Source organism: Serratia sp. SSNIH1, from assembly GCF_002935055.1.
GTDB lineage: Bacteria > Pseudomonadota > Gammaproteobacteria > Enterobacterales > Enterobacteriaceae > Serratia > Serratia nevei.
Map to the genome: position 1 here is coordinate 1,595,109 of NZ_CP026383.1, position 13,179 is coordinate 1,608,287.

Annotated in this window: 11 protein-coding genes, 1 pseudogene and 1 other annotated feature; of the genes and pseudogenes, 9 read left to right on the forward strand and 3 right to left on the reverse strand. The window is 61.0% G+C overall.

The window, feature by feature from the left end; translation table 11 throughout:
- Window positions 1–12 precede the first annotated feature (12 nt).
- On the reverse strand, window positions 13–1,200 hold the full coding sequence (gene sdeX / locus C3F38_RS07650; RefSeq protein WP_038874990.1) for a multidrug efflux RND transporter periplasmic adaptor subunit SdeX: 1,188 nt from the start codon (window positions 1,198–1,200) through the stop codon (window positions 13–15).
- 142 nt (window positions 1,201–1,342) lie between these two features.
- Between sdeX and acrR the strand changes: the two are divergent.
- The 3 genes and pseudogenes from acrR to mscK all read left to right on the forward strand — a co-directional run bounded on the left by acrR (window position 1,343) and on the right by mscK (window position 5,856).
- A pseudogene (gene acrR / locus C3F38_RS26140) lies at window positions 1,343–2,007 on the forward strand (multidrug efflux transporter transcriptional repressor AcrR).
- Between the two features lie 11 nt (window positions 2,008–2,018).
- A complete protein-coding gene (locus C3F38_RS07665) occupies window positions 2,019–2,372 on the forward strand; it encodes a DsrE/DsrF/TusD sulfur relay family protein (RefSeq protein ID WP_033647269.1) in 354 nt (117 codons plus the stop codon).
- Between the two features lie 100 nt (window positions 2,373–2,472).
- A complete protein-coding gene (gene mscK, locus C3F38_RS07670) occupies window positions 2,473–5,856 on the forward strand; it encodes a mechanosensitive channel MscK (protein WP_038874998.1) in 3,384 nt (1,127 codons plus the stop codon).
- 41 nt (window positions 5,857–5,897) lie between these two features.
- Here mscK and rsmS read toward each other — a convergent pair whose 3' ends face one another.
- Both rsmS and priC read right to left on the reverse strand, forming a co-directional pair.
- Complete coding sequence (gene rsmS, locus C3F38_RS07675; protein WP_016928837.1) at window positions 5,898–6,077, reverse strand: pleiotropic regulatory protein RsmS; 180 nt, start codon at window positions 6,075–6,077, stop codon at window positions 5,898–5,900.
- Between the two features lie 108 nt (window positions 6,078–6,185).
- Window positions 6,186–6,722, reverse strand: a complete 537-nt coding sequence (gene priC / locus C3F38_RS07680; protein WP_038875000.1) for a primosomal replication protein PriC — start codon at window positions 6,720–6,722, stop codon at window positions 6,186–6,188.
- Window positions 6,723–6,856: 134 nt separating this feature from the next.
- On the opposite strand from priC, the gene C3F38_RS07685 reads away from it, so the two are divergent.
- The 6 genes from C3F38_RS07685 to htpG all read left to right on the forward strand — a co-directional run bounded on the left by C3F38_RS07685 (window position 6,857) and on the right by htpG (window position 13,106).
- The gene (locus C3F38_RS07685) at window positions 6,857–7,237 is read left to right on the forward strand and encodes a DUF454 family protein (protein WP_019454167.1); all 381 of its coding nucleotides are present in this window, start codon (window positions 6,857–6,859) and stop codon (window positions 7,235–7,237) included.
- 278 nt (window positions 7,238–7,515) lie between these two features.
- Complete coding sequence (gene apt / locus C3F38_RS07690; protein WP_019454166.1) at window positions 7,516–8,067, forward strand: adenine phosphoribosyltransferase; 552 nt, start codon at window positions 7,516–7,518, stop codon at window positions 8,065–8,067.
- A gap of 92 nt (window positions 8,068–8,159) precedes the next feature.
- Window positions 8,160–10,118, forward strand: coding sequence for a DNA polymerase III subunit gamma/tau (gene dnaX / locus C3F38_RS07695; RefSeq protein ID WP_038875002.1), 1,959 nt, complete (start codon window positions 8,160–8,162; stop codon window positions 10,116–10,118).
- Window positions 9,451–9,515: a sequence feature (DnaX frameshifting element), on the forward strand. (Overlaps the previous gene by 65 nt.)
- Window positions 10,119–10,159: 41 nt before the next feature.
- Window positions 10,160–10,489 carry a YbaB/EbfC family nucleoid-associated protein gene (locus C3F38_RS07700; RefSeq protein ID WP_025301790.1) on the forward strand — a complete coding sequence of 110 codons (330 nt, stop codon included), beginning with the start codon at window positions 10,160–10,162 and terminating at the stop codon, window positions 10,487–10,489.
- Entirely contained in the window at window positions 10,489–11,094 is a 606-nt protein-coding gene (recR, locus tag C3F38_RS07705; RefSeq protein ID WP_004940263.1) for a recombination mediator RecR, read from the forward strand. Before C3F38_RS07700 ends, recR begins: the two co-directional genes overlap by 1 nt.
- A gap of 146 nt (window positions 11,095–11,240) precedes the next feature.
- Complete coding sequence (htpG, locus tag C3F38_RS07710; RefSeq protein ID WP_038875006.1) at window positions 11,241–13,106, forward strand: molecular chaperone HtpG; 1,866 nt, start codon at window positions 11,241–11,243, stop codon at window positions 13,104–13,106.
- Window positions 13,107–13,179: the final 73 nt, after the last annotated feature.

Sequence of the window (13,179 nt, forward strand, 5' to 3'; positions counted from 1 at the left end):
ACAGGCTCCTTTTTATGACTTCTGCGCTTCAGACTGCGGCTGTTTTTGCGCCTGAGTGTCAACTTCCTGCACTTTTACCTGCGCGCCCGGCTGCACTTTCATCAGGCCGGTGACGATCACGCGATCGCCGGCTTTCAGACCATCGGTAACCAGCCATTTGTCGCCAATCGCCTGGTCTGCCTTCAGCGTGCGCAGCTCAACTTTGTCGTCTGCCCCTACCACCAACGCCGTCGCCTCGCCGCGCGGGTTGCGGGTAACGCCTTGCTGAGGCACCAGCAGCGCATCGCTGCGCACGCCTTCGTCCAGGCGGGCGCGCACGAACATGCCCGGCAACAGCGTATCATTCGGGTTAGGGAACAGGGCGCGAATGGTGATGGAACCGGTGGTCTCATCGACGGTGACGTCGGAGAACTCCAGCGTGCCTTCCTGCGCGTATTCAGCGCCGTTTTCCAGCATCAGCTTCACCTTGGCCTTGCCGTTTTCCTGCTTCAGCGCGCCGCTGGCCAGTTCTTGCTTCAGGCGCAGGAAGTCGGTGCTCGACTGGGTGACGTCGACATACATCGGATCCAGCTGCTGCACGGTGGACAGGGCGGTCGCCTGGCCGTTGCTGACCAGCGCGCCTTCGGTCACGGCGGATTTGCCGATGCGGCCGGAGATCGGGGAGGTCACCTTGGTGTACGCCAGGTTGATGCGCGCGGTTTCCACGGCGGCCTTGGCGGCCACCACGGCGGCATCCGCCTGCTGCAGCGTGGAGACGGCGTTGTCGTAGTCCTGCTTACTGATGTAGCTGGTACCCAGCAATGGCTTGTAGCGGTTTACCGTCACGCGCGCGATGGAAGCGCTGGCCTGTGCTTTGGCCAAATCGCCTTTTGCGCTGTCGTAGCTGGCCTGATAGGTGGCAGGATCGATTTGGTACAGGGACGTCCCGGCCTTGATATCGCTGCCTTCAACGAAATTGCGCTTCAGGATGATGCCGCTGACCTGAGGGCGAACTTCGGCGATACGATACGCAGCGGTACGGCCAGGAAGATCGGTAGTGATGTTGAGAGGCTCGGCCTTCAAGGTCACCACGCCCACTTCAGGAGCCTGCTGGTGGGCGCCTTGCTGTTGGGTTTCTTTATCGTTACATCCTGTTAGCACTAAGCTGCCTGAAAGCATCAGAACGGCCGCCAGAGGCGTTAACCCTCTGTTTTTGTTCATAGAAAAACCTCAAGTGTCCGATTTCAAAATGATCAATGGATCACAAGCTTTAAAACCCATTGCTGCGTTAATTATATGTGCGTGCTATGGTACATACATTCGCGAATGTATGTAAATCACACTCCCCCTAAATAACAATGCCATGGCACGAAAAACCAAACAGCAGGCGCAAGAAACCCGACAGCAAATCCTTGATGCTGCGGTGAGAGAGTTCTCTGAACGTGGCGTTGCTGCAACGTCACTGACAGATATTGCCACCGCTGCCGGGGTTACGCGTGGAGCCATCTACTGGCACTTCAAGAATAAGGTAGACCTGTTTAATGAAGTTTGGGAATCTACCGAGCCGAAAATTGACCAGCTCGAAACAGAGTATCAGGCAAAGTTTCCCGATAATCCACTGCGGGTTATCCGAGAAATTCTGATTTACATTCTGACGTCTACGGTTGAAGACGGGCGTTGATGGAGATTATATTCCACAAATGCGAGTTTGTCGGTGAAATGATGCCGCTGCTGGATTCGCGCAAGGTGCTGTACCTCGCCGGCTACGAACGTATCGAGGCGGTGCTGTATAACTGCATTCACCACGGGCAATTGCCCGCCGATTTGCATACCCGTCGCGCGGCGATCATCCTGCGGGGTTATATTACCGGCCTGATGGAAAACTGGCTGTTTATGCCGGAAAGTTTCGATCTGCGGGCCGAAGCCGAAGCGCTGGTGGACGCGTTTTTGGATATGCTGCAGTTTTGCCCCACCTTGCGCCTCAAACCCGATGCGGCGACGCCTGACGCCGACCGCCTTCCTTTATAAGGAGAGATTTCATGTCATCCATCGTTCTTATCGCCAATGGCGCCGCCTATGGCCATGAATCCTTGTTCAATGCGCTGCGGTTGGCCATCGCCATGAAAGAGCAGCAGAGCAGCCTCGACCTGCGGCTGTTTCTGATGTCCGACGCGGTGGTGGCCGGGCTGGCCGGGCAGCAGCCGCACGAAGGGTATCACCTGCAGCAGATGCTGGAGATCCTCACCGCGCAGCAGGTGCCGGTCAAGCTGTGCAAGACCTGCGCCGACGCGCGCGGCGTCAGCCGCTTGCCGCTGGCGGACGGTGTGGCGATCGGCACGCTGGTCGAGCTGGCGCAGTGGACGCTGGCGGCGGAGAAAGTGCTGACTTTCTGATTTCGCGACAACGGGACATCACCGGCAACGCTTTTGTTGTTCGTTGCCCGCCGGCGATCGTGATAATCTGCAGGCTTCTTTACCGATCCGAAGCCAAATCATGCATCGCTGGTTGACTCTGCCTTCTCTGGCGCCGCTCACGTTTGTCGGCGCATGCCGGCGGCGCATCGCCGCTGCGACCCTTCTTTTCCTGATTTTTGCGTGCTGTTTGCCGGCACAGGCGGCGCTGAATGGCGATTTGCCGCAGCGCAGCGAAGTGCAAAGCCAGCTGGAAGCGCTGAACAAGCAAAAAGCCCTGACGCCGGTCGAAAAGCTCTCCCAACAGGATTTAACCCGTACGCTGGAGCTGCTGGACGCCATCGAGCGCAACCGGCAGGACGCCGCACAGCTTAAACAGCAGGTGCAGCAGGCGCCGGCGAAGCTCAATCAGGTCACCGCCGAACTGGATGCGCTGAAGCGGCCGACGGACAACGCGGCCGCGCGCGCCGCGCTGTTGCCGCTATCGCTGCGCCAGCTGGAAAGCCGGCTGTATCAAACGCTCGACGAGCTGCAAAGCGCGCAGGAGAGCCTCTCCACCTACAACAGCCAACTGGTGTCGCTGCAAACCCAGCCTGAACGGGTGCAGAGCACCATGTACGCCGCTTCGCAGCGCCTGCAGGAGATCCGCAGCCAGCTCAGCGGCCAGACGCCGGGGCAAGATTCGCTGCGCAACAGCCAGCAGGTGATGCTGAACACCGAACAGGCGCTGCTTAACGCGCAGCTGGAGCTGCAGCGCAAGAGCCTGGAAGCCAACACTACGCTACAAGATCTGCTGCAAAAACAGCGCGATTACACCACGGCGCATATCGACGCGCTGGATCGGTCGGTGCAGCTGTTGCAGGAGCTCGTCAACAGCAAGCGCCTGACGCTGTCTGAAAAAACCGCCAAAGAGGCGCAGAATCCGGAAGACGCCACCGATATCCAGCACGATCGGTTGGTCAGCAAGCAGCTGGACGTCAACCGCCAGCTGAGTCAGCAGCTGATCGCCGCCACCGAAGAGAGCAACACCCTGTTCCAGCAGAATATTCGGGTCAAAAACTGGCTCGATCGCGGTCTGCAGGCGGAACGTAACCTGAAAGAGCAGATTCAGGTGCTGAAGGGCAGCCTGGTGCTGTCGCGCATTCTGTATCAGCAGCAGCAGAGCCTGCCGCAGGGTACGCTGCTGGCGGATATAGACACGCGCATCGCCGATCTGCGGCTGGAGCAGTTCGATATCAATCAGCAACGCGACGATCTGTTCAAGGGGGAGGATTACATCAACCAGCTGGTGGCCGAAAGCAAGGAAAAGGCCGGCCCGGAAGTGATCGACGCGCTGAACGAAATTGTCGACATGCGCCGCGAGCTGCTGGATCAGTTGAACAAGCAGCTCAGCAACCAGCTGTCGTTATCGATCAACCTGCAGATCAACCAGCAGCAGCTGACCAGCGTCTACGGTTCGTTGCAGGATACGCTGACCCAGCAGATTTTCTGGGTCAACAGTAACAAGCCGGTCGATCTGGCGTGGCTGAAGGCGATGCCTGAGGCGGTGCGCGATCAGCTCGCCGGGCTCGATATCAAATTCGACGGCGGCAAGCTATTGCAGGGCGGCTTGAATGCGCTGGTGTTCCTGATCCCGATGCTGCTGGCGATCGGACTATTGCGCTGGCGCTACCGGCTGATCGACGGCCATCTGCAAAAGCTGGCCAACGACGTGGGGCAACTTAAACGCGACGGCCAGCTGCATACGCCGAAGGCCATCGCGCTGACCTTACTGAAGGTGTTGCCCGGCGCCGCGCTGCTGCTCGGCGTCGGTTTCTGGATGTATCGCGCGGACTTCGGCATCAGCGACTTTATCTGGGCGCTGTCGCAGCAGCTGGCGCTGTCATGGCTGGTGTTCGGCTTCAGCTACCGCATGCTGAAACCGGGCGGCATCGCCGAGCGGCATTTCAACTTCGGCGCCAACCTGTGCGCGCATTACCGTCGCCAGACGCTGCGGCTGGGGCTGGCGCTGCAGCCGCTGATCTTCTGGTCGGTCTTGGGCGAAAAAGCGCCGCTGCGCCTGGTGGAGGACGTCATCGGCCAGATCGTGGTGATGTTGACGTTGGCGCTGCTCACGGTGCTGGTGTTCCCGCTGTGCCGCGACAGCTGGCGTGAAAAGGGCTCGCACGCCGTGCGGCTGGTGGTGGTCACCGCGCTCGCCGCCACGCCGCTGATCCTGCTGGGGCTGATGTTCGCCGGCTACTTCTATACCACGCTGCGGCTGGCCAGCCGTTGGATAGACAGCCTGTATCTGTTCTTCCTGTGGAATATCGTGTACCTGACCGCGCTGCGCGGCCTGAGCGTGGCGGCGCGGCGTCTGGCCTACCGGCGCGCGCTGGCGCGGCGGCAAAACGTGGCGAAGGAGGGGGCCGAAGGCGGCGAGCCGGTGGTGGAGGAGCCGCCGTTGGCGCTCGATCAGATCAACCAGCAGTCGCTGCGCCTGACCACTCTGGTGCTGTTTGCTATCTTCGCCAGCGCCTTCTACGCCATTTGGTCGGATCTGGTGACGGTCATCGCTTACCTGGACAGTATCACGCTGTGGCATTACACCAGCACCGTGGCGGGCAGCAGCGTGTCGCAGGCGGTGACGCTGGGCAACATGATGGTGGCGATCGCCGCGGTGATCGTCGCCTACGTGCTCACCCGCAACCTGCCCGGTTTACTGGAGGTGGTGGTGCTGTCGCGGCTGCAGCTGCGGCAGGGGGCATCCTATGCCATCACCACCGTGCTCACTTACCTGATCACCGCCGTGGGCGCGGTGGTTGCGCTGGGATCGCTGGGCGTCTCCTGGGACAAACTGCAATGGCTGGCCGCCGGTCTGACGGTCGGGCTGGGCTTCGGCCTGCAGGAAATCTTCGCCAACTTCGTCTCCGGCCTGATCATTCTGTTCGAACGCCCGATCCGCATCGGCGATACCATCACCATCGGCACCTTCTCCGGTTCGGTCAGCAAGATCCGCATTCGCGCCACCACCATTACCGACTTCGATCGCAAAGAGGTGATCATTCCGAACAAGGCGTTCGTCACCGAGCGGTTGATCAACTGGTCACTGTCCGACACCATCACCCGCGTGCTGATCAAGGTGGGCGTGGCCTACGGTTCCGATCTCGACAAGGTGAAAAAGGTGCTGCTGCAGGCGGCGCACGACAACCCGCGGGTGATGACCGATCCCGAACCGCAGGTGTTCTTCCTCAGCTTCGGCGCCAGCACGCTGGATCACGAGCTGCGGCTGTACGTGCGCGAACTGCGCGATCGCAGCTACACCGTGGACGAGCTGAACCGCTCAATCGATCGTTTGTGTCGGGAAAACGACATCGACATCGCTTTCAACCAGCTGGAGGTCTATCTGCATAACCAGCAGGGCAACGAAGTGCAGGAAGTGAAAAGAACGCTGTCGCCGGATGAAGGCGGCCAGACGGCGGGCTGATAAGCGTTGAAAGACGAAAGGGACAGCGGCGCTGTCCCTGCTCACTGTCCGGCAGGCAGATAGGGAGAGGTGACGCCGGCGCGCTGCAGCTTTTCCTGATAGTCCCGTTTGACGATATCCAGCGCCGCCAGCGCGGTAGCCGGATCGATCTCGTTGCACTCCAGCAGGTAAATCAAGTCTACCGCCAGCTGCAGTTCGGGTGACGCGTTTTCCAGAGACATAGCACCTGCGCTTATATTAATTAATGGGATGAATAACTCGCGTACCGGCAGAGTATAGTGAACCCGGCGCGCAACCGGGAATAATCATTAAAATATTGTGATAAATCTTCAAAAACCGTTTTCTTTGCGCTCGATATTGCGTTCGATGCGCGCCAGCGCCTGGCGGCAGCGCATCAGTCTCCCCTCCAGCGCCGCCAGCTCGTGCTGCAGCTTTTGCTGCGCCGCCAGCGTGGTCTGGCGCCCCAGCAGGCTTTCCCGATCCTGAATCATGCCGATCAGCCGGCGTTCGTAGTCCTGATGCTCGGCCAGCTTGTGGTACAGATCGGCCTCGGGGGCTTCTTTCGGCTGGTTCTTGCGCCGCAGCGCCTGGGTTGCCAGCTCGCGCTGCAGGGCAGCGATCTGAGCCACCAGTTTTTCGGCCAGAAAGGCCACCTGGCTGGTGCGGCTGTCGTTGGCGGCGCTTTGCAGCTGGGCGAAATTCTTTTCCACCTCGGCCAGGTAGTCGCGCAGCCGCGTGCCGCGGTTGGCGAACAGGGCGGCGTCGAAGCGCGCCTGCGGGATTGGCACATCGCCGCGCGGGGTCACTTCGGCCGCCAGCGCCGCGATCTGCTGTGCCAACACCTGTAATAGACGCTGAGTGCTCACATAGGCTCCCTCTTGATTTCAACAGGCGTAAGCTTGCCCGCGATCCTGCCGTGAAACAAGCGCCGCACGCATATTCCGCCGGCGCGGCGCCGATGCTACAGTAGGCGGCAACCGATTGAGGAGCGAAGAGCCGCATGACGCGTGGGTTATTGATCATTTTAGGCTGGCTGGCGGTGGTGCTGGCGACGTTGGGCGTGGTGCTGCCGCTGCTGCCGACCACGCCGTTCCTGCTGTTGGCCGCCTGGTGCTTCGCCCGCTCTTCGCCGCGCTTTCATCACTGGCTGCTGCACCGCTCCTGGTTCGGTCCCTACCTGCGCCACTGGCAGCAGCATCGCGCGTTGCCGCCGGGGGCGAAGTGGAAGGCGGTGCTGGTGATCGTGCTCACCTTCGCCTGTTCGCTGTGGCTGGTGAAAATCTGGTGGGTGCGCGGGCTGTTGCTGCTGATGCTGGCCATTTTGCTGACCTTTATGCTGCGCCTGCCGGTTATTGACCTGTCGCAACAAAAACAGCGCTGATTGTACCTTAAACTCCCCAATAGCTTTCAAGCCGCAGCCAGGCGGCAAACGCAGGCATCCCCGGGAGCTTACTTAGGTAAGTGACCGGGGGGAATGCGTGCAGTCAACAACGCTGCGGGTTGAAAGATGCAGGGGAGAGTTGCATTTGTCCGCCAGTTTGCATAGATTTGGGCGTTTTCGTGCGCGGATCGCCTGCCATTTCTTCTCCGGTGTGTTTCACCCGGGGGCGGTGGGTGAGCGGCGCGCCGGTTTTCAGGCAGTTTTATCAGGCAACAATTATGACCGCTACTGCGCAGCAGCTTCAGTTTATTAAAGACAGTATCAAAACCATCCCGGATTATCCGAAGCCGGGCATCCTGTTCCGCGACGTGACCAGCCTGCTGGAAAACCCGTTGGCCTACGCCGCCAGCATCGAGCTGCTGGTTGAGCGCTATCGCGAAGCGGGCGTGACCAAGGTGGTGGGTACCGAAGCGCGTGGTTTCCTGTTCGGCGCGCCTGTCGCGCTGGCATTGGGCGTCGGTTTCGTGCCGGTGCGTAAACCGGGCAAACTGCCGCGCGCCACGCTCAGCGAAAGCTATGAGCTGGAGTACGGCACCGACAAGCTGGAGATCCACACCGACGCCATCACCGCGGGTGACAAAGTGCTGGTGGTGGACGATCTGCTGGCGACCGGCGGCACCATCGAGGCGACCACCAAACTGATCCGCCGCCTGGGCGGTGAAGTGAAAGACGCCGCGTTCATCATCAACCTGCCGGATCTGGGCGGGGAAGCGCGTCTGAACAAGCTGGGCATCGACTGCTACTGCCTGGTGGACTTCGCCGGCCATTGAGGCGGCATCGCCCCTTGGGCACAACGGCCTCGCGGATCGCCGCGGGGCTGTGTTAGCATGACCCTCCAGATTCCTCGACTTCTCCGGTATTAATGAGCTATCAGGTTCTCGCCCGTAAGTGGCGCCCTCAAACGTTCGCAGACGTGGTCGGCCAGGAACATGTCCTGACCGCGCTGGCCAACGGCCTCTCGCTGGGGCGGATCCATCACGCCTATCTGTTCTCGGGCACCCGCGGCGTGGGGAAAACCACCATCGCGCGCCTGCTGGCCAAAGGCCTGAACTGTGAAACCGGCATCACCGCCACGCCGTGCGGCCAATGCGACAACTGCCGCGAGATCGAGCAGGGGCGCTTCGTCGATCTGATCGAGATCGACGCCGCTTCCCGAACCAAGGTGGAAGATACCCGCGATCTGCTGGATAACGTCCAGTACGCGCCGGCGCGCGGCCGCTTCAAGGTCTACCTGATCGACGAAGTGCACATGCTCTCGCGCCACAGCTTCAACGCGTTGCTGAAGACGCTGGAAGAGCCGCCGCCGCACGTCAAATTCCTGTTGGCCACCACCGATCCGCAAAAGCTGCCGGTGACCATTCTCTCGCGCTGCCTGCAGTTCCACCTCAAGGCGCTGGACGTCGATCAGATCCGCCAGCAGTTGGAAACGGTGCTGACGGCGGAGCAGATCACCAGCGACGCCCGTGCGCTGCAGCTGCTGGCGCGCGCCGCCGACGGCAGCATGCGCGATGCGCTGAGCCTGACCGATCAGGCGATCGCCATGGGGCAGGGGCAGGTGACCGCCGCCACCGTCAGCCAGATGCTCGGCACGCTCGATGACGAGCAGCCGCTGGCGATCCTCGAAGCGCTGGTCAGCGCCGACGGCGAAAAGGTGATGGCGCAGGTCGCGCAGGCCGCTTCGCGCGGCGTGGACTGGGAAAACCTGCTGGTGGAGACGCTGGCGCTGCTGCACCGCATTGCGATGGTGCAGCTGCTGCCTTCGATGCTCGACAACCACTACGCGGCCGTGGAACAACGGCTGCGCGAGCTGGCGCGCACTTTGCCGCCGGCCGACGTGCAACTTTACTACCAGACGCTGCTGGTGGGCCGCAAAGAGCTGGCCTATGCGCCGGATCGCCGCATGGGGGTTGAGATGACCCTGCTGCGCGCGCTGGCGTTTCATCCGAAAGCGGTGATCCCGGAGCCGGTGGCGTTGGTGCAGACCGCGCCGGCGCCGATGGCGCAGCCGCAGGCCGCTGCACCGCAACAGCCGCCGCAGTTTCAGGACGCGCCGCCGCCGCTAGGGCAGCCGGCCGCGCCACCGCGACAATCATCGACCCCATTACCGGATGCCACCGCCCAGCTGTTGAAAGCGCGGTCCCAGCTGCAGCGGCAGCAGGGAGCATCCACACCAAAAAAGAATGAGCCGGCGGCGCCAGGAATAGCGCGGCCGGCAAACTCGGCGCTGGGGCGTTTGGCTTCCGTGACCGAGCGTAGCCAGCAGCGTCTGGCAGAGAAGAAGGTGCCGGAAAAACCGGCTAAGCCGGAAGCCTATCGCTGGCGCGCGCAGACCGAGCCGGAAGCGGCGCCGGAACCGCTGGCGACGCCGAAAGCGCTGCGCACGGCGTTGGAGCACGAGAAAACGCCGGAGCTGGCCGCCAAGCTGGTGGTGGAGTCGCTGGAGCGCGACGCCTGGGCGGCGGAAATCGACAGGCTGAAGATCCCGAAACTGGTGCAGCAGCTGGCGTTGAACGCCTTCAAGCAGCAGCCGGAAGCGGGCAAGATTTGCCTCCATCTGCGGTCTTCGCAGCGTCATCTGAATTCGCCTTCGGCGCAGAAGACGTTGGCCGAAGCGCTCGGTGAGCTGTACGGCAGCCCGATCGAGCTGACCGTGATAGAGGACGATAATCCGGCGGAGCGCACCCCGCTGGAGTGGCGACAAGCCATCTATGAAGAAAAGCTGGCGCAGGCGCGCCAGTCCATCGTTGCGGATACCCATATTCAGACGCTGTGCCGGTTCTTCGACGCGGATCTGGATGAAGAGAGTATCCGCCCCCTTTAAACGCCGCGCGAGGTGCGCGGCCCTAGCGACGAGAGACGACTATGTTTGGTAAAGGCGGTCTGGGCAACCTGATGAAGCAAGCCCAGCAAATGCAAGAAAAAATGCAGCAGATGCAGGAAGAAGTCGCCAAATTGGAAGTGACCGGCGAATCTGGCGCGGGCCTGGTGAAAGTCACCATCAACGGCGCGCACAACTGCCGCCGCGTGGAGATCGATCCTAGCCTGATGGAAGACGACAAAGACATGCTGGAAGATCTGATCGCCGCCGCGTTTAACGACGCCGCGCGCCGCATCGAAGAAACTCAGAAAGAGAAAATGGCTTCCGTCTCCAGCGGCATGCAGTTGCCGCCTGGCTTCAAGATGCCGTTCTGATGCAAACCAGCCCGCTCCTTGAATCCCTGATGGAGGCGCTGCGATGCCTGCCGGGCGTCGGCCCGAAATCGGCGCAGCGCATGGCGTTTCAGCTGCTGCAGCGCGATCGCAGCGGCGGCATGCGCCTGGCGCAGGCGTTGACGCGCGCGATGTCGGAGATCGGCCACTGCGCCGATTGCCGCACCTTCACCGAGCAGGACGTTTGCACCATCTGCGCCAATCCGCGCCGTCAGCAAAACGGCCAGATTTGCGTGGTGGAAAGCCCGGCGGATATCCACGCCATCGAGCAGACCGGCCAGTTCGCCGGGCGCTACTTTGTGCTGATGGGCCATCTGTCGCCGCTGGACGGCATCGGGCCGGGCGATATCGGTCTGGATCGCCTGGAGCAACGGCTGGAAAAGGAAAGCATCACCGAAGTGATCCTCGCTACCAACCCGACGGTGGAAGGGGAAGCGACCGCCAACTACATCGCCGAGATGTGCGGCCAGTATGGCGTGCTCGCCAGCCGTATCGCCCATGGCGTGCCGGTGGGCGGCGAGCTGGAAATGGTCGACGGCACCACGCTGTCGCATTCGCTGGCCGGGCGTCACGCCATCAAGTTCTGATGTTTTCCCGGACGGGGCCATTCGGCCCCGTCTTTTTTTTTTGCCAAAAATCTCCCGCCGTCCGCTTGAAAAACAAGACCCTGACCCTCATCTGATCCTCATTGTTCGATTTTGGTAGCCATTGTCTTTTGAGGTAATCAATGAGTATGAAAGGTCAAGAAACCCGCGGGTTCCAGTCTGAAGTAAAACAGCTGCTTCATTTGATGATCCATTCGCTGTACTCCAACAAAGAAATTTTCCTGCGCGAGCTGATTTCCAACGCCTCTGATGCCGCCGACAAGCTGCGCTTCCGCGCCCTGTCCGCGCCAGAGCTGTACGCCGGTGACGGCGAGCTGCGCGTACGCTTGTCCTTCGATAAAGAGCAGCGCACCCTGACCATCGCCGACAACGGCATCGGCATGCGCCGCGAAGAAGTGATCGAAAACCTCGGCACTATCGCCAAGTCCGGCACCAAAGCGTTCCTGGAATCCATTGGTTCCGACCAGGCGAAAGACAGCCAGCTGATCGGTCAGTTCGGCGTCGGTTTTTACTCGGCGTTCATCGTGGCGGACAAAGTGACCGTGCGTACCCGCGCCGCCGGCGCCGCCGATGACGAAGGCGTGTTCTGGGAGTCCGCCGGCGAAGGCGACTACACCATCGCCGATATTACCAAAGAGACCCGCGGCACCGAGATCACCCTGCATCTGCGCGAAGGCGAAGAGGAGTACCTCGACGCCTGGCGCCTGCGCTCGGTGATCGGCAAATATTCCGATCACATCGCTTTGCCGGTAGAGATCGAAAGCAAAAACGAAGAAGACGATACTGTCACCTGGGAAAAGATCAACAAGGCACAGGCCCTGTGGACCCGCAGCAAGGCTGACGTGACCGATGAAGAGTACAAAGAGTTCTACAAGCACATCGCCCACGATTTCACCGATCCGCTGAGCTGGAGCCACAACCGGGTGGAAGGCAAGCAGGAGTACACCAGCCTGCTGTATATCCCGGCGCAGGCGCCGTGGGACATGTGGAACCGCGATCACAAGCACGGTCTGAAACTGTACGTGCAGCGCGTGTTCATCATGGACGACGCCGAGCAGTTCATGCCGAACTACCTGCGCTTCGTGCGTGGTCTGATCGATTCCAACGATCTGCCGCTGAACGTGTCGCGCGAGATCCTGCAAGACAGCCGCGTGACGCAAAACCTGCGCGGCGCGCTGACCAAGCGCGTGCTGCAGATGCTGGATAAGCTGGCCAAAGACGACGCCGAAGGCTACCAGAAATTCTGGCAGCAGTTCGGTCTGGTGCTGAAAGAGGGCCCGGCGGAAGACAACGGCAACCAGGAAGCGATCGCCAAGCTGCTGCGCTTTGCCTCCACCCACGGCGACAGCTCGGCGCAGACCGTGTCGCTGGAAGAGTATGTCGGCCGCATGGCGGAAGGGCAGGAGAAGATTTACTACATCACCGCCGACAGCTACGCCGCCGCCAAGAGCAGCCCGCACCTGGAGCTGTTCCGCAAGAAAGGCATCGAAGTGTTGCTGCTGTCCGATCGCATCGACGAGTGGATGATGAGCTACCTGACCGAGTTCGACGGCAAGCCGTTCCAGTCGGTCAGCAAAGCGGATGAAACGCTGGATAAATTGGCGGATGAAACCGAAGAGCAGAAGGCCGCCGAGAAGCAGCTGGAACCCTTCATCGAACGCGTGAAAACCCTGCTGGGCGAGCGCGTGAAGGATGTGCGCCTGACGCACCGCCTGACCGATACGCCGGCGATCGTGGTAACCGACGCCGACGAAATGAGCACCCAGATGGCCAAGCTGTTCGCCGCCGCCGGCCAGCAGGCGCCGGAAGTGAAGTACATTTTCGAGCTTAATCCTGAGCATGCGTTGGTCAAACGAGCATCCGACGTGGGCGATAACGAACATTTCGCCGAATGGATCGACCTGTTATTGGATCAGGCGCTGCTGGCTGAACGCGGCACGCTGGAGGATCCGAACCTGTTCATCCGTCGCATGAATAAGTTACTGTCCGCCTAAAGCTGAAGATATGCGCCCTTAACGGCACCGTTAGGGGCGCATTGCCGATTTTTCCCCGCTTTTTCTCGCCTTT